14 protein-coding genes are annotated in these 15,434 nt (G+C 64.0%); 8 read left to right on the top strand and 6 right to left on the bottom strand.

The window, feature by feature from the left end; translation table 11 throughout:
- Window positions 1–228: 228 nt before the first annotated feature.
- Both ABIB66_RS37930 and ABIB66_RS37925 read right to left on the bottom strand, forming a co-directional pair.
- Entirely contained in the window at window positions 229–495 is a 267-nt protein-coding gene (locus ABIB66_RS37930) for a hypothetical protein (protein ID WP_354258391.1), read from the bottom strand.
- Window positions 496–922: 427 nt separating this feature from the next.
- The gene (locus ABIB66_RS37925) at window positions 923–2,182 is read right to left on the bottom strand and encodes a tyrosine-type recombinase/integrase (protein WP_354258388.1); all 1,260 of its coding nucleotides are present in this window, start codon (window positions 2,180–2,182) and stop codon (window positions 923–925) included.
- A 1,032-nt stretch (window positions 2,183–3,214) separates the two neighbouring features.
- Here ABIB66_RS37925 and ABIB66_RS37920 point away from each other — a divergent pair.
- On the top strand, window positions 3,215–3,409 hold the full coding sequence (locus ABIB66_RS37920; protein WP_354203554.1) for a hypothetical protein: 195 nt from the start codon (window positions 3,215–3,217) through the stop codon (window positions 3,407–3,409).
- A 42-nt stretch (window positions 3,410–3,451) separates the two neighbouring features.
- Here the strand turns inward: ABIB66_RS37920 and ABIB66_RS37915 are convergent, their stop codons facing one another.
- The gene (locus ABIB66_RS37915) at window positions 3,452–4,621 is read right to left on the bottom strand and encodes an OpgC domain-containing protein (RefSeq protein WP_354203552.1); all 1,170 of its coding nucleotides are present in this window, start codon (window positions 4,619–4,621) and stop codon (window positions 3,452–3,454) included.
- 259 nt (window positions 4,622–4,880) lie between these two features.
- Here ABIB66_RS37915 and ABIB66_RS37910 point away from each other — a divergent pair, with 259 nt between their 5' ends.
- The 3 genes from ABIB66_RS37910 (at window position 4,881) to ABIB66_RS37900 (ending at window position 6,502) form a co-directional block, all read left to right on the top strand.
- On the top strand, window positions 4,881–5,186 hold the full coding sequence (locus ABIB66_RS37910; protein WP_247499210.1) for an ETC complex I subunit: 306 nt from the start codon (window positions 4,881–4,883) through the stop codon (window positions 5,184–5,186).
- Window positions 5,187–5,448: 262 nt separating this feature from the next.
- Complete coding sequence (locus tag ABIB66_RS37905; RefSeq protein ID WP_007591345.1) at window positions 5,449–5,934, top strand: Lrp/AsnC family transcriptional regulator; 486 nt, start codon at window positions 5,449–5,451, stop codon at window positions 5,932–5,934.
- Between the two features lie 268 nt (window positions 5,935–6,202).
- Window positions 6,203–6,502, top strand: a complete 300-nt coding sequence (locus tag ABIB66_RS37900) for a DUF3551 domain-containing protein (RefSeq protein ID WP_354203549.1) — start codon at window positions 6,203–6,205, stop codon at window positions 6,500–6,502.
- Window positions 6,503–6,575: 73 nt separating this feature from the next.
- On the opposite strand, the gene ABIB66_RS37895 is transcribed toward ABIB66_RS37900, so the two are convergent.
- Window positions 6,576–7,604: an AraC family transcriptional regulator gene (locus ABIB66_RS37895; protein ID WP_354203547.1), complete on the bottom strand. Its 1,029-nt coding sequence runs from the start codon at window positions 7,602–7,604 to the stop codon at window positions 6,576–6,578.
- A 157-nt stretch (window positions 7,605–7,761) separates the two neighbouring features.
- Here ABIB66_RS37895 and ABIB66_RS37890 point away from each other — a divergent pair, with 157 nt between their 5' ends.
- From ABIB66_RS37890 to ABIB66_RS37875, 4 genes are read left to right on the top strand one after another with little or no spacing between them, the layout of a single operon-like run.
- Window positions 7,762–8,889, top strand: coding sequence for an isovaleryl-CoA dehydrogenase (locus tag ABIB66_RS37890; RefSeq protein ID WP_473318217.1), 1,128 nt, complete (start codon window positions 7,762–7,764; stop codon window positions 8,887–8,889).
- A gap of 24 nt (window positions 8,890–8,913) precedes the next feature.
- On the top strand, window positions 8,914–10,518 hold the full coding sequence (locus ABIB66_RS37885) for a carboxyl transferase domain-containing protein (protein ID WP_354258385.1): 1,605 nt from the start codon (window positions 8,914–8,916) through the stop codon (window positions 10,516–10,518).
- 4 nt (window positions 10,519–10,522) lie between these two features.
- A complete protein-coding gene (locus tag ABIB66_RS37880; RefSeq protein WP_354203541.1) occupies window positions 10,523–12,526 on the top strand; it encodes an acetyl/propionyl/methylcrotonyl-CoA carboxylase subunit alpha in 2,004 nt (667 codons plus the stop codon).
- Between the two features lies 1 nt (window position 12,527).
- Window positions 12,528–13,439: a hydroxymethylglutaryl-CoA lyase gene (locus ABIB66_RS37875; protein WP_354203539.1), complete on the top strand. Its 912-nt coding sequence runs from the start codon at window positions 12,528–12,530 to the stop codon at window positions 13,437–13,439.
- Window position 13,440: 1 nt separating this feature from the next.
- Here ABIB66_RS37875 and ABIB66_RS37870 read toward each other — a convergent pair whose 3' ends face one another.
- Together ABIB66_RS37870 and ABIB66_RS37865 are read right to left on the bottom strand one after the other, a co-directional pair.
- Entirely contained in the window at window positions 13,441–14,367 is a 927-nt protein-coding gene (locus tag ABIB66_RS37870) for a dihydrodipicolinate synthase family protein (protein ID WP_354203537.1), read from the bottom strand.
- Between the two features lie 74 nt (window positions 14,368–14,441).
- Window positions 14,442–15,425, bottom strand: coding sequence for a TRAP transporter substrate-binding protein (locus ABIB66_RS37865; protein WP_354203535.1), 984 nt, complete (start codon window positions 15,423–15,425; stop codon window positions 14,442–14,444).
- Window positions 15,426–15,434: the final 9 nt, after the last annotated feature.

The raw sequence follows: 15,434 nt of genomic DNA, 5'->3' as shown, positions 1-15,434 counted from the left end.
GGCGTGCAATCATTGAGGCATTCCGATTGCATGGAGATCGTGGGAAATCTGACTGTTGGCTTGAAGCAGCTGGACCAGGAATTGGCCGCACGAACGATCAAGCAAAGCTAAGCTCGAATGAGAGACGGCCCCGGCTTCAGGGGGGCTTTGAGGTTAGGCCGGGGCCGCTCCGCCAGCTCGGGCGGCGAGCCAGCGCGGATTCAAGCGGAAACGCCCCCGGCAGGTTCCTTAAGGCGCCAACAAATCCTCGCCCGGCGTCAGCAGCCGCACATAGGTGCCGCTCTCATGCAGCTCCAGCCAGCCCTTCTCGACAGCGCACCTAATGCCGGCACCGAACTCTGCGCCGCTTGCCTTGAGCGTGTAGAGGAAGGGGTAGTTGATCTTCTCGATATGGATTCTGCCGTCCTGTACTGCCTCGATGCCCGAAGCCAGCTGAACGAGCTGACGCGCGGCGGCTTCCGGATCGGCAAAAGGGCATTCGGTGACGTGCTTCATCGCTGGAATCAAAACCTCAAGTCCATGCTTGGCCTGACTTGCCCGCGACTGTCATGCCAGTTCGGAACGATATGCACAGATCCTGCGGCGCCGCATGCTGAACAGATCAGGCGCAGCCCGACGCGCGACCACGGCTGATCCTGCGGGAGTGCGTCGAGCCGCACGTCGACCCTACGATGGCAGCGGCCGTTCAGGCATTGAACGTTGCAGGTCACGTGGCCGTCTGCCAGCCATTCCGCGGGGCTGCGGGGCGGATAATGGCCGGCCCATTTCGTGTATCGGTGAGTGCGCATGCCGCCATCAAAGCGGCATCGTAAGCAGCGCGCAAAATATCGATTCCTAGTAGGTCCTGACGCTCGCGAGCTACTGAGTGTCGTGGGTGTGGAGAACCAGCCGAGCAGCTTCCCGGCCGCCAAGCTGAGGCGAGCTATTTCCCGCTCAGCGCGGCGGCGATCTTGCCTGCGATCAGATCCGCAGCCCGCTTTGCAGGATCGACGGCAATATGCGCGTAGCGCGCCGTGGTGCTGGCCTGACTATGCCCCAACAGGCGCCCGATAATAGGAAGGCCAAGATCGGAGCCCGCCCCGACGCTGGCGAAGCTATGGCGTAGGTCATGGATCCTGACGTCATCAATCCCAGCGCGCTTGCGGACTGCACGCCATGGTCGGTTTAGATCGAAGCGTGGGGTTTCGTCTTTCGTGCCGGCCGACTCACCTGCGATCACATAGACCCCGATCCGGGGGAGGGCGTCCAGAATCGCGATAGCGGGCGCGGACAGGACAACCGTCTTCTGGCCAGTCTTTGAATCCGGCAGGAATAGGAGGCCGCGGCCTGCGTCGTATTCCCTCCAACGAAGATCGAGAATCTCGCGCAATCTGCAGCCGGTGAACAACAGCAAACGCAACGCTGCTGCGGCATGCTGATCGATCTTGGTCAGGCGATTCTCAGGCTTGGGGGCGTGCTTGGTCTTCTTCGTCGGATCAGGGTCCCACGGAATGCCAGCGCTTTCAGCCTCGCGGAGCGCGTCACCAAGGCGCTGTAGTTCTTCCCCCGTCAGGTAGCGCTGCCGTTGCTTCTCGTCGAAATGCTCGATGCCAACGGCGGGATTCTCAGCGCCCTTCGGTAAAATCTTCTCCCTCAGCCCGAACGCCCAGATGGCGCCGATTAATGCCACAACGCGGTTCGCGGCGACTTTGTGCGTCTCGCCTATCCTGTTGTGAAGGCGGCTCACGTCGGAGTGCGTGACAGCCGTGGCTTTCTTCCTGCCGAGGGCAGGGCGAATGTGGTTTTTGATATATCCGCCGTTCAATCGAATGGTCCCAGCCTTCCGCTTTGGCTCAAGATGCTTCGTGGTGAAGGCGTCTAGCAATTCATCAACCGTTTCGGCCTTCCTGGCGGCGCCGCGCTCAGCGGCTGGGTCGGCGCCCAGCTTCACCTTGGCAAGTAGCTTTTCAGCGGCTTCCCGGGCCTTCTCAGGCGACAGCGTTGCGGGAGTACCAATCACCATGCGGCGTTTGCTGACGCGCCTACCGCCCTCGCCTGGCCGATATTCGACTATCCAGGAGAGGGCGCCATTGGCTGTGGCTTTGACGCCAAAACCCGTCAGGTCGGAGTCATAGAAAATCGTTGTTTTCGTAACGGAAGGCAGGCCGGTAACGGCACGTCGTCCAAGCTTAAGGATTGGCATTGTTTCCCCCAGAGTCGCCACCGAGTAGCCACCGGGTTATGTATTGAGCGGAAACAACGGGAAAGCAACGGAAATGAGGCGGCGTTAAATATTCATTAGATTCAGGAATTTACGCAAAGAACGAAAATCAGAGCCACCAAGCGGCACCCACCGGAAAACAGTCTGCTAAGTTTTGGGTACTGCAGGTCGTTGGTTCGAATCCAGCTGCCCCGACCAGTCCGGAGTTGGGTCAGAACCGCACCAGAGAACAACAGCCATTCGGCGAGGCGCGAGAAGATCCAGGCGAGAGCGCAAGCAGCCGAGCATGGCGCGCGTTCAGTGTCGATGCCCGGAGCTGCCAAAAGTCTTCCTAAACCCTCGGCCCTCATTCTCTGCGCAACGCGACTTCCGCGCGATTTTTCAAGGCATTGGGCGGGTCGGGCGGCGCGGAAATCGTAAAACTTTGTCGAACCTTTAGGCGTCGCCCTAGACATATAGGTGTTGGGGGATTTCAGCGCCCAATGCCTAACGGACGCCGCCAAGCGATGATATTCCGCTTGCGCGGCGTTGCGCTTTTCCAACCATCAGTTCGTCGCGTACCAGCCGAACGGAAACGGCAGGAATGGCCAGGCCAGCTGATTGTCGTTGGCGGCCTTCCGCGGCTCTTGCTCCGGCGTCTTCGCGAGCGGCGCAGGCGGCGTCGATCGCAGCGCCAAGCGCAGACATGCACATTGCAAATTCATCGTGGTGGCCCCGCCCATCAATAGTTTTCAAAAATTCGCGTCAGCCCGGAAATAACCGCGCGCCCTCAAAAAAATGACGCGCTCATTCTCAAATCGTACACAGTCTAGGAAAATCGGCGACCGCTTTCAACCGGTCTTGCCGCGCGCTCACAGGAAGTAAGGTTGATCGGTTAGGTTAAGGGCGAGCGGTTGTTGCGGCCGCCTTAGTGGCTGTTATCAGATCGGTCCGGCTCGCGATGGGCTGCCTGAAACTCGTGCTCACACGACATCACAGTTCGTCGCAGCGCTCGTATCCTGTGAGTTCTGCATCATGTCTTTCGATCGCGACGTCCGAACCATCGGTCCGCAGGCGAGCTGGACCGAGATCTGGCACCTCTGGACGGTGCTCGTGCCGCGCCGCTCGATCAACGGGCAGCTCGTTTACGGCAAGGTCTGGCGCCGCCACGATGGCCGCGACTGGATCTACAAGAAGTTCACCGAGTACGACAGCGAAGCGGCAGCCTGAAGCGGCGTCGCTGTCGTCCGGCGTGGTATCGCTGCTGCCCCTTCAAGCGGCCTTTGCGGCCGCAGGCTTGGGCGGCGGCGGCTTCAGCGGCTTGTCCTGCCTCTTCGACCAGGAGATGTAATAGGCCACCGTCGTCATGATCGCGATGCCGGCGACGCTGACGAAGATCTGCGCGAGCAGCGAGCCCGAGCTCATCGACAGCTCGAAATGACCGACGAAGGACAGGAACACGCCGACGCAGAACACGGCGAGCGACTGCTGGCCGCACACGATGATGGGGTCGAACCCTTTCCATTCCAGGCCCGGCCAGTCCTTCGGCACGAAGCGGATCACCAGGATCACGATCACGACGAAGTGGATGAAGCGGTAGGGCGCGAGGTTGGTCTTGTCGTTCGGGTTGAACGCCGAGAACAGCCATTCCGGGAACATGCCGCCGAGGGTCGGGAAGCGGCCAGCCATGGTCATGACCAGCGCGAACAGCATGTAACCGAGGCAGAGCCACAGCGTGGCCGGCGCGTTGATCAACGTCATCGAGCGCCGCGCGCCGCCCAGGGCGCACCAGGCTCCGAACACGAACAGCACCTGCCAGGCATACGGGTTGAAGTACCACTGTCCGGCCGGATAGGCGTTCAGGTTCAAACCGAAATGGCGCGCCGTCAGCCACAGCACGATGGACAGTGCCATCGTCAGGTCCGGCTTGCGCAGCATGAACCAGAGCACCGGCGGAAACAGCCCCATCAGCACGATGTAGAGTGGCAGCACGTCGAGATTGAGCGGCTTGAAGCGCAGGAACAGGCCCTGGCGCAGCGTCTCGGTGGCGTTGTCGACCAGGCCGGCGACGTTGAACTCGTTGATCATCTCGGAATCGCCGAAGCGCAGCGCCAGATAACTGATCGAGGCGATGTAGATCACGAACAGAATGATGTGGGCGACGTAGAGCTGCCAGACCCGCTTGGTCAGCCTCGTGGCGCCGACCAGGAAGCCGCGCTCAAGCATCATCCGTGCATAGACGAAGGAGGCGGTGTAGCCGGAGATGAAGACGAACAGATCGGCGGCGTCGGAAAAGCCGTAATTGCGGGTGGTGATCCAGTTCACCACGTTGTCGGGGATATGGTCGAGGAAGATCGCCCAGTTCGCAATGCCGCGAAACAGGTCGAGCCTGAGGTCACGGCCCTTCTCGGGGAGCGTGGCGTTGATATTCAGGAAGGACATGCGACGGGAGCTTTCGGAGGGGACGGACAGGGAGAGGTCAACGAAGCAGGGCCGCCAGGCGAGATCCCGGCGCGGAAGGCGGGTACGCAATTGTCACGATGCAGCATAATGATTATACCCATCGGCGAGGCATCCCGGGGGCCGGAATCACCGATCAGTTCCCAAAAGGTGTCTCTATACTATGCCCGCGGTTTCCACCAACTGCTACCGTGACGCATCGAAATCGAACGAAAAGACGAACAAGAGGCCCGGACCATCCATGACCGCACGCATTTTCAAGCCCGCCAAGAACGCGATGCAATCCGGCCGGTCGAAGACCAAGGAATGGCAGCTCGACTACGAGCCCGAGCAGCCGCGCGCGGTCGAGCCGCTGATGGGCTGGACCTCGTCCGGCGACATGAAGCAGCAGATCACGTTACGCTTCCACAGCAAGGAAGAGGCTGTCGCCTATTGCGAGCGCAAGGGTATCGCCTACCAGGTAATCGAGCCGAAGGAATCGGTGCGCCGGCCTGTCGCCTATTCCGACAATTTCTCGTTCCGCCGCGGCGAGCCCTGGACGCATTGAGGGCGGGCCGCGCGTCGAGACTCTCGTTATGCCTGGGCTTGCCGTCTTCGCTGAAGCTTCGCCGGCCCAACACCGAATGCCCGGCGAAGCCTTGGCGGAGCCGGGTCCCGGGCATCTACGTTTTTAGCCTCGGCGTGAAAGCCCGCGGCTGGCCGGGACAAGCTCAGGCAACCACGCGGGTTCTTCCCATCGTCCTGCCCTTGGCAGCCATTCCGCTCCGTGCTTCGCTGCCGCGCATAAGACGAGCATGACGAGGTGGGCTATGGCGGGGCGTGACCAGCTCGACGGCGTCGATCTGAAAATACTCTCCGAGTTGCAGCAGGACGGGCGGGTTCGCAACAACGAGCTAGCGCTCCGCGTCGGGGTGTCCGGGCCCAACTGCGTGAGGCGGCTGAAATCGCTGTTCAGCCGCGGCGTGATCCGGGCGGTGCGCGCCGTCATAGACGAGCGGCTGCTCGGCTACGAGGTGGTGTCGTTCGTCTCGATCCAGCTCGGCAGCCAGGCCCAGCCGGTGCTGGCCGCGTTCGAGAGCTCCATCGCCGCGATCCCGCGCATCCAGCAGTGCTGGCGGATTTCGGGAGACACCGACTATCTTCTCAAATGCGTGGCGCCGAGCGTCGAGAGCATGCGCCAGCAGCTCCTACATTTCGCCGCGATGCCGAACGTGAAGAACGTCCGCAGCTTCCCGGTGCTGGGCGTGGCGAAGGACGTACCGCTGCCGTTGCAGGAGATCGCGGCGGCAGGATAGTTCGGCGGCGACGGATCCCAAACGTGGCTCGCACAACGAGATCCGGAAATCGAAGGCGCGGGATGATTCCGTTATCGGGAAACAGGTTCGGATAAGACGGATAAAAAGATTAGTAACTCACCTAACTGTGACATGTGATTTGGGAAGTCCTGCAATGCGCCGAGACGTGATTGCCGGTTCCCGGCGCCGGCCTACATGCGAAGTGTGAACCTCAGCCTGCGTCGCATGCCGAGGCCTCTTTGTGGGACCCTGAAGCAGGAAAGACAACATGATCTCGACCTCGAAGACGTTCGTCGCATCCGCTGCGACGCTGTTTGCCTCTGCGTTTCTCATGATGACCGCGCCGGCTGCCCAGGCGGAAGACTACTGCATCACCAATGGCGCCCAGGCCGCGCACGGTTGCGGCTATCCGACGATGGAGGCCTGCCGGGCGGCGGCCGGCGGCATCGGCGGCTCGTGCTCGCAGAGCGGCGGCGCGAAGACTTCGACCGACGCGCTGGCCTTCCAGCCGAAGCAGACGCAGTCGCGCACCAAGCTCCGCCCGGGCGGGCAGACCAACTCGAACTGATCGGGACCGGTTTCGAAATGTTGCGGCCTCCGAGTTGGATCTCGGAGGCCGCAACAGCATGACAGGCCGCGCGTCAGCGATACCTGCCGCGAAACTCGCGAGGTGAGGCGCCGGCCCAGGTGCGGAAGGCGCGGGAAAAGCTTTTCTCGTTGCGGAAGCCGGCGATCTCCGCGATCCGCTTGATCGGGCTACGACCGCGCATCAGCTCCTGCTTGGCGAGCTCGAATTTTGCTTCTTCCTTGAGATCGCGCAGCGAGGTCGATTCCTCGCGCAGGCGCCGGTGCATGGTGCGGGTGGAGAGTGCCAGCTCGCTCGCGACATCCTCGGCTCCGAGACTGCGTCCGCGCGCATTGCGGAGCACGCGGCGAACGCGCTCGACCAGCAGCCGGTCGCGCCGATAGGGGAGCACGGTCAGCCGCAGCGCGCCCTTGAGCATGTTGTCGAGGTCCGCCGCGCTACGGGTGAGCGGCAACGACAGATAATGCTTGTCGAAGGTGATGGAAGCGCGGTCCGCATCGAAGCGGATGTTTCGGCAAAAGATGGTCGGATAGACCGAGACATGGCCGGGCTCGGGGTGCGGAAATTCCGCGGTGCGGAGCGCGATCCTGGAATCCACAGCCCAGCAGGAAAAGCCGAGGACATAGCGGAGCAGGGTGACCAGGCAGAATTCGCGCAAATGCCCGAGGTCACGCAGCTCGCGGATGGACACGACCGCGGTCTCCTCGCTGACGGCGAGATCGAGCAGCACGTCCTCGGTGAGCAGACGATGGTGCCGGCACCAGCGCTTGAGTGCGACCTCCAGCGTTGGGGCGGTGATCGAGGCGCGGCACAGCATGCCGTAGGTGCCGAAGGGCAGCCGCCGCGAGAACCAGCCGAGCGCCTCGTCATCGAGTTCGCGCATGGCATGGCCCGCCAGCGCCTCGAACTGGCCGGCCGTGACCCGCCCATCCGGAGAATTGACAAGGTCTGGCGTTACCTGACCCCGGCTCAGCGCCTCGGTCGGATCGCGGCCGTAGCGTTCGTAAGCGGCAACGACCCCGCGGACGAAGGCGGCTGGGGTCACGGCGCGGCGCGGGATTGCGGTTGCGACCTGAAAAGGCATCGGAAATCCTCTGGGAAAATCCTCGCCAAGTTTGGCGGAAAATGCAACCTTTTCGACGGCAGAAGGGCCCCGATGCCGCTAGGTTCGGTCCCCAAAAGACGGAGGAATCGCCTTGAATATCCCGAGCATCGATTTCGATCTGGGCGAAGACATCAGCATGCTGCGCGACACGCTGCGCGCCTTCGTGGAGGCGGAGATCGCCCCGCGTGCCGCCGATATCGAGAAAGCCAATCTATTCCCGGCGGACCTGTGGAAGCGCCTCGGCGACCTCGGCCTGCTCGGCATGACCGCGCCGGAGCAATATGGCGGCTCCAACATGGGCTATCTCGCCCATATCGTCGCGATGGAGGAGATTTCGCGCGGCTCGGCCGCGGTCGGGCTCTCCTACGGCGCCCACTCCAATCTCTGCGTCAACCAGATCCGCCGCAACGGCAATGATGCGCAGCGCGAGCGCTATCTGCCAAAACTGATCTCCGGCGAATATGTCGGCGCGCTCGCGATGTCCGAGCCCGGCGCCGGCTCCGACGTCGTCTCGATGAAGCTGCGCGCCGACAAGCGCGGCGACCGCTACGTGCTCAACGGTTCGAAGATGTGGATCACCAATGGCGGCGATGCCGACGTGCTGGTGGTCTACGCCAAGACCGATCCGGAAGCGGGTCCGCGCGGCATGACCGCCTTCCTGGTCGAGAAGGGGGCCAAGGGCTTCAGCCATGGCCAGCATCTCGACAAGCTCGGCATGCGCGGCTCCAACACCTATCCGCTGTTCTTCGACGAATGCGAGGTGCCGGAGGAGAACGTGCTTGGCAAGGTCGGCGAGGGCGTCAAGGTGCTGATGTCCGGGCTCGACTATGAGCGTACGGTCCTCTCCGGCGGCCCGCTCGGGATCATGGCGGCCTGCATGGACGCGGTGGTGCCCTACATGCACGAGCGCAAGCAGTTCGGGCAGCCGATCGGCGACTTCCAGCTCATGCAGGGCAAGCTTGCCGACATGTACGCGACCTGGCAGGCCACGCGCGCCTATGTCTATGCAGTGGGCCGCGCCTGCGACCGCGCTGATCACGCGCGCAGCTTGCGCAAGGATGCCGCCGCTGCGATCCTCTATTCCGCCGAGAAGGCGACGTGGATGGCCGGCGAGGCGATCCAGGCGCTTGGCGGCGTCGGCTACACATCCGAATTTCCGGTCGGACGTCTGTGGCGCGATGCAAAGCTCTACGAGATCGGCGCCGGCACCTCCGAGGTCCGGCGCATGCTGATCGGGCGCGAATTGATGGCCGAGACGGCTTAAAACCTTCACGCAATTGGATCCAACATGCCGCTCCATTCCAGCATCGATATGTCTTCGTCGGACTTTGCGCGCAATTCCGAGGCCATGCGCACCCTCGTCGCGGATTTGCGCGAAAAGCTGAGCCAGGTCGCCGGCGGCGGCGGCGAGGTCTCGCGCAACCGACATACGTCGCGCGGCAAGATGCTGGCGCGCGAGCGGGTCGACCTGCTGGTCGATCCCGGCACCGCGTTCATGGAGCTGTCGCCGCTCGCGGCCTATGGCCTCCATGGAGGCGACGTGCATTCGGCCAGCGTCGTCACCGGGGTCGGGCGCATCGCGGGCCGCGGATGCGTGATCGTCGCCAACGACGCCACCATCAAGGGCGGTACCTATTATCCCATGACCGTGAAGAAGCATTTGCGCGCGCAGGACGTGGCGCGGCAGAACAATCTTCCCTGCGTCTACATGGTGGATTCCGGCGGCGCCTTCCTGCCGCTGCAGGACGAGATATTTCCGGACGAGCGTCACTTTGGCCGCATCTTCTACAACCAGGCCCAGATGTCCTCGCAAGGTATCCCGCAGATTGCCATCGTGATGGGGTCCTGCACGGCGGGCGGCGCCTATGTCCCCGCGATGTCGGACGAGAGCATCATCGTGCGCAATCAAGGCACCATTTTCCTCGGCGGGCCGCCGCTGGTGAAGGCGGCGACGGGCGAAGTGGTGACCGCGGAAGAACTCGGCGGCGCCGACGTGCATTCGCGGCAGTCGGGCGTGACCGATCATTACGCCCAGAACGATGCGCACGCGATCGGCATCGCCCGCCGCATCGTCGGCACGCTGAAGCCGTCCGTGCGACCGAACCTCAACATGCATCCGCCGCGTGATCCCTTGTTTGCGGCGGAGGAGATCTACGGCGTGGTGCCCGTCGATGGGCGCAAGCCGTTCGACGTGCGCGACATCATCGCGCGCGTGGTCGACGGCTCCGAATTCGACGAGTTCAAGAAGCTTTACGGCACGACGCTGGTCTGCGGCTTCGCCCACATCTGGGGTTTTCCGGTCGGCATCATCGCTAACAACGGCATCCTGTTCAGCGAGAGCTCGCTGAAGGGGGCGCATTTCATCGAGCTGTGCTGCCAGCGCGGCATTCCGCTGGTGTTCCTGCAGAACATCACGGGCTTCATGGTCGGCAAGAAATACGAAGCCGGCGGCATCGCGCGGGATGGCGCCAAGCTGGTGACGGCGGTCGCGACAGCGTCGGTGCCGAAATTCACCGTCGTGATCGGCGGCTCCTACGGCGCCGGCAATTACGGCATGTGCGGTCGCGCCTATTCACCGCGCTTCCTGTGGATGTGGCCGAACGCGCGCATCTCGGTGATGGGCGGCGAGCAGGCCTCGATGGTGCTGAGCCAGGTCCGCCGCGACAATATCGAAGCCAAGGGCGATAGCTGGTCGAAAGAAGACGAGGAGACATTCCGCAGCCCGATCCGCGCGCAATATGAGAGCCAGGGGCATCCATACTATGCGACCGCGCGGCTGTGGGATGACGGCGTGATCGACCCGGCCGATACAAGGCTGGTGCTCGGCCTCGGCCTCTCGGCGGCGTCGAATGCGCCGATCGAACCGACGAAATTCGGCCTGTTCAGGATGTGATGCGATGGACCGCTCAAAGCTCTACCGTCGTTTTCGCACGCTCCTGATCGCCAACCGCGGCGAGATCGCCTGCCGCGTGATCCGCACCGGGCGCGCCATGGGCCTGCGCACGGTCGCGGTCTATTCCGAGGCGGACCGCGGTGCGATGCATGTCGCGCTCGCCGACGAGGCCGTGCTGCTCGGGCCCGCACGCGCCCGCGACAGCTATCTCAATGCCGAGCGGCTGATCGAGGCCGCGCGCAAGACCGGCGCGGAGGCGATCCATCCCGGCTACGGCTTCCTGTCGGAGAATGCCGAATTCGCCCAGGCGTGCTTCGATGCGGGACTGGTCTTCGTCGGCCCGACCGCCGGGATGATGACGGCGATGGGCTCGAAGTCCGGCTCCAAGGCGCTGATGGAGAAGGCCGGCGTGCCGCTGGTGCCCGGCTATCACGGCGAGGCCCAGGACGAGGCGACCTTGGCGAAGGCGGCCGAGAAGGTCGGTTTTCCCATTCTCGTGAAGGCGTCCGCCGGCGGCGGCGGCCGTGGTATGCGCATCGTGCGCTCGGCGGAGGAGCTCGCGCCTGCGATCGTTAGCGCCAAGCGCGAGGCCAAGGCCGCGTTCGGCGACGACCGCATGCTGATCGAAAAATACGTCGACAATCCCCGGCATATCGAGGTGCAGATCATCGGCGACAGCCACGGCAATCTGCTGTCGCTGTTCGAGCGCGAATGCACGCTGCAGCGCCGCCACCAGAAGGTAATCGAGGAGGCGCCGTCGCCGACCCTCAATCCAGCCCAGCGTGAGACGGTCTGCGCCGCCGCGCGAAAAGCGGCGGGCGCGGTGAACTATGTCGGCGCCGGCACAATCGAGTTCGTCTCCGACGGCAAGGACGTGTTCTTCATCGAGATGAACACCCGCCTCCAGGTCGAGCATCCCGTGACCGAGCTGATCACCGGGATCGACCTCGTCGAGTGGCAGCTCCGGGTCGCCTTCGGCGAGGCGCTGCCGCTCAAACAAGATGAGATCAAGCTCAACGGCCATGCCGTCGAGGCTCGGGTCTACGCGGAGAACCCGACCAAGAACTTCATGCCGTCAGTTGGAAAGATTTCGACCTGGCGGTTGCCCGCGGAAACCGGCGGTCTGCGCATCGACGCGGGCTATCGCGAGGGCGATGCCGTCTCGCCGTACTACGATGCAATGCTGGCAAAGATGATCGCCTGGGCACCGACGCGGGATGTCGCGATCGAGCGGCTGAATCGCGGGCTTGAGGATTCAGACGTTCGCGGCATCGTCACCAACATCCCGTTCCTCTCCGCTCTGATCACGCATCCGAAGGTGCGGGCGAATGCGATCGACACCGGCTTCATCGAGCGCGAGCTGGCAGTCCTGACGCAGGCTCCGCCGGCGCCAGGCGAGCTCGAGCTGTGTGCCGCGGTGGCTGCGATCGTCAATGATGAGCGGCAGGCCGCGCAAGGCGAGGCGAGCTCGCCCTGGCAGACCTTTGGCTGGATGCAGGTCGGCCGCCGCCAGCGCAACTTTGCCTTTCGCGTTGGCCACGGGCCGGAGCAGAAGGTTGTGCTGAACTACGGCAGCGGCCCGTCCACACTGGTGATCGGCGAACGCGAGTTGGCGTTCACGATCGCGGCGAAGGGCGGCGGCTTCGACCTGACCCTCGACGGCGTCAAATCGTCGGTCGCGGCCGTGATCGATCGCCATGAGCTGTATTTGCGCACGCGCAACGGCCGCTTCGATCTGCACTGGGTCGATCCGTTCGGCGGCGAGATGGAGGAGCAGGCCGGCGCGGACAAGATCGCGGCGCCGTTGCCGGGCACCGTCGTCGCCGTGCTGGCGGAGGAGGGTGCCAACCTCGAGAAGGGCGCGCCGATCCTCACCCTGGAAGTGATGAAGATGGAGCAGACGCTGCGGGCGCCCTATGCCGGCGTGCTGAAGTCCATCAAGTGCAAGGTCGGCGACATCGTCCAGGAGGGCGTCGAGCTCGCCGTGGTCGAGCCTTCCGGAGAATGAGATGAGCGATCAGGTCCGCATCATCGAAATGGGGCCGCGCGACGGCTTGCAGAACGAGAAGACGGCGGTCAGCGTCGAGGCCCGCATCGCCTTCATCGAGGCGCTGGTTGCCGCCGGCCTCAATACAGTCGAGGTCGGCGCCTTCGTCTCGCCCAAGGCGATCCCGCAGATGGCGAGCTCGGAGGCTGTGCTGCGCGGCGTCAGCCACCTGACCGGCGCCGAATTCCACGTGCTGGTGCCGAACGAGAAGGGCTATGACGCCGCGCGCGCCGCGGGCGCGAAGGTGGTCTCCGTGTTCGCCGCGGCCTCCGAGGGCTTTTCGCGGGCCAACATCAATTGCACGGTCGCCGAATCCATCGAGCGGTTTAGGCCCGTGCTGGCGCGCGCCAAGGCCGATGGTGTCATGGTCCGCGGCTATGTCTCCTGCGTGCTGGGCTGTCCGTTCGACGGCGAGATCAAGCCGAAGGCGGTGGCCGATCTCGCCACCACGCTGTGGGAGCTCGGCTGCTATGAAATCTCGCTCGGCGACACCATCGGGGTAGGCACGCCGGCCAAAGCCAAAGAGATGCTGCGGGCGGTCAGCGCCAACATCCCTCCCGCCAACCTCGCGATGCATTTTCACGACACCTACGGCCAGGCGCTCGCCAATCTCTATGCCGGCCTGGAGGAGGGTGTCCGTGTCATCGATGCCGCCGCCGGCGGCCTCGGCGGCTGCCCCTACGCGCCGGGCGCGACCGGCAATGTCGCGACCGAGGACGTCGTCTACATGCTCGAGGGCATGGGAATCAGGACCGGTGTCGATATGGACCGACTGCTGGCCGCCACGAATGAGATGAGCGGCGTGCTGGGCAAGTCGCCCGTGAGCCGCGTGGCGTCCGCGCTGAACGCCAGGCTGATGCGCGCCGCGATCTAGCTTACGCTGCCTTCAGCCCCACATCGGGCAGGCGCGGCCGGCTCTTTAGCGCCTTGGCCATCATCGCCTCGACCTCGGCCTTCTCCTGCGGCAGCAGCGCGAGGCGGGGCGGGCGCGTCAGCGCGGTGCCGCGGCCCATGATGTGCTCGCACAGCTTGATGCACTGGACGAGGTCCGGGCGCGCATCGAGATGCAAGAGCGGCATGAACCATTCGTAGAGCGGCATCGCCTCGGCAAAGCGCCCCGCCTTGGCCAGACGAAACAGCGTCTCGCCCTCGCGCGGGAAGGCATTGGACATGCCGGAGACCCACCCCACGGCGCCCATCGCGATGCTCTCGACGATGACGTCGTCGAGGCCGGCGAACAGCACGAAGCGATCGCCGACCATGTTCCTGGTGTCGATAAAGCGCCGAGTATCTCCGGAGGAATCCTTGAAGCAGACGACGGTCTCGACGTCGGCGAGCGTGGCCAGGATGTCGGGAGTGACGTCGTTCTTGTAGATCGGCGGGTTGTTGTAGAGCATCACCGGCAGGTCCGTCGCGGTGGCGACGGCACGGAAATGCGCGGCGGTCTCGTGCGGCTTGGACGAATAGACCAGGGCCGGCATCACCATCACGCCGTCGATGCCGACGCGCGCGGCCTCCTTCGCGGTTTCGACCGCGAAGGCCGTGGTGAATTCGGCGATGCCGCACAATACGGGGACGCGGCCGGCCGTGACGGACTTCGCGGTCTCCATGATCGCGACCTTCTCCTTGCGCTCCAGCGAGGTGTTCTCGCCGACCGAGCCGCAGACGATCAGGCCGGAGACGCCGTCACGGATCAGCCCGTCCATCACCTTCGCGGTCGCGGCGATGTCGAGCGAGAGATCGTCGTGGAATTGCGTGGTGACGGCCGGGAAGACGCCTTCCCAGGAAACGCGGCGGCTCATGGTTTGACTCCGAGTGGATTTTGCCGGCGGGAGGCTGGATCCGCCGGGTGTTTTGAAGGGGATGGCGGGTGGGATCAGAGCGTGGCGCCGACCTTGCGCAGCTCGGCGAGGACAGGTGCCTTGGGCAGCCAGATCTTGTCGAACTCGGCAATGACAGCTTCGGTATCGCCGGCTGGCACCTGGCGGATCGGGATCGGGGCGTTGCGGAAATTCTCGATCAGGGTGGGCTCGTTGGAGGCCAACTCGTCGATCTGCGCATCCAGCGTCGACTTGACGGTCTTGGCGATCAGCTCGCGGTCGGCGGCGGGGAGCGACTGCCAGACCCGGCCCGACACCACTGCGGCCATCGGCATGAAGACGGCGTTCATCTGCAGGATCACCTTCGATACCTTGTCGAAGCGCTGGTTCCAGGAGAATTCGAGGTCGGCTTCGAGGCCGTCGACCTGGCCGTTGGCCATCGCGTCGAACACCTGCGGCGTCGGAATCGGCGTCGGGGCTGCACCCAGCGATGAGTAGAAATCGCGATAGACCGGCGTCGGATTGATCCGCAGCTTCATGCCCTTGATGTCGGCGAGCGAAGTCAGATCCTTGGAGGAGAATACCGCCCGCATCCCGGTGATGCCCCAGCCTAGCCCGATCGTCCCGGTCTCCTGCGGCAGCACCTCGAACAGCTTGACCGCCGCCGGATGCCGCACGAATTTCGCGACCGCAGGGGTCGAGCGGACGATGTAAGGCGCGTTGATCGCAGCGATGTGCGGCACGCGCGAGCCGAGCTCGGCGGCCTGGATGAAGCCCATGTCAAGCGCGCCGGACTGCAATTGCTGCATCATCGCGGGCTCGTTGCCGAGTTGGCCGGAGTGGAACACGGTCAGGGTCAGGCGGCCGTTGGTAGCGGCTTTGAGGTCTTCGCCGAATTTGAGCGCAGCCTTGTTCCAGGAATGGCCGTTCGGCGTGATCAGGCCGAGGCGGAATTCCTTGGCCTGCGCGAGCGCCAGCGACGGCGCAAACACCGATGCGGCGGCGCTGGCTGCGAGAAAGCGGCGGCGTGATAGCGGCATGGTCGGGCT

It is taken from the genome of Bradyrhizobium sp. F1.13.3 (assembly GCF_040548265.1).
Classification (GTDB): domain Bacteria; phylum Pseudomonadota; class Alphaproteobacteria; order Rhizobiales; family Xanthobacteraceae; genus Bradyrhizobium.
Note: the sequence above shows the minus strand (reverse complement) of the source record. Positions and strands in the feature narration are given on the sequence as shown.

Coding starts and splice junctions, on each gene's coding strand:
- ABIB66_RS37930 (WP_354258391.1), bottom strand. CDS start 495: ATGAAGCACGTCACCGAATGCCCTTTTGCCGATCCGGAAGCCGCCGCG.
- ABIB66_RS37925 (WP_354258388.1), bottom strand. CDS start 2,182: ATGCCAATCCTTAAGCTTGGACGACGTGCCGTTACCGGCCTGCCTTCC.
- ABIB66_RS37920 (WP_354203554.1), top strand. CDS start 3,215: ATGTCTTTCGATCGCGACGTCCGAACCATCGGTCCGCAGGCGAGCTGG.
- ABIB66_RS37915 (WP_354203552.1), bottom strand. CDS start 4,621: ATGTCCTTCCTGAATATCAACGCCACGCTCCCCGAGAAGGGCCGTGAC.
- ABIB66_RS37910 (WP_247499210.1), top strand. CDS start 4,881: ATGACCGCACGCATTTTCAAGCCCGCCAAGAACGCGATGCAATCCGGC.
- ABIB66_RS37905 (WP_007591345.1), top strand. CDS start 5,449: ATGGCGGGGCGTGACCAGCTCGACGGCGTCGATCTGAAAATACTCTCC.
- ABIB66_RS37900 (WP_354203549.1), top strand. CDS start 6,203: ATGATCTCGACCTCGAAGACGTTCGTCGCATCCGCTGCGACGCTGTTT.
- ABIB66_RS37895 (WP_354203547.1), bottom strand. CDS start 7,604: ATGCCTTTTCAGGTCGCAACCGCAATCCCGCGCCGCGCCGTGACCCCA.
- ABIB66_RS37890 (WP_473318217.1), top strand. CDS start 7,762: ATGCTGCGCGACACGCTGCGCGCCTTCGTGGAGGCGGAGATCGCCCCG.
- ABIB66_RS37885 (WP_354258385.1), top strand. CDS start 8,914: ATGCCGCTCCATTCCAGCATCGATATGTCTTCGTCGGACTTTGCGCGC.
- ABIB66_RS37880 (WP_354203541.1), top strand. CDS start 10,523: ATGGACCGCTCAAAGCTCTACCGTCGTTTTCGCACGCTCCTGATCGCC.
- ABIB66_RS37875 (WP_354203539.1), top strand. CDS start 12,528: ATGAGCGATCAGGTCCGCATCATCGAAATGGGGCCGCGCGACGGCTTG.
- ABIB66_RS37870 (WP_354203537.1), bottom strand. CDS start 14,367: ATGAGCCGCCGCGTTTCCTGGGAAGGCGTCTTCCCGGCCGTCACCACG.
- ABIB66_RS37865 (WP_354203535.1), bottom strand. CDS start 15,425: ATGCCGCTATCACGCCGCCGCTTTCTCGCAGCCAGCGCCGCCGCATCG.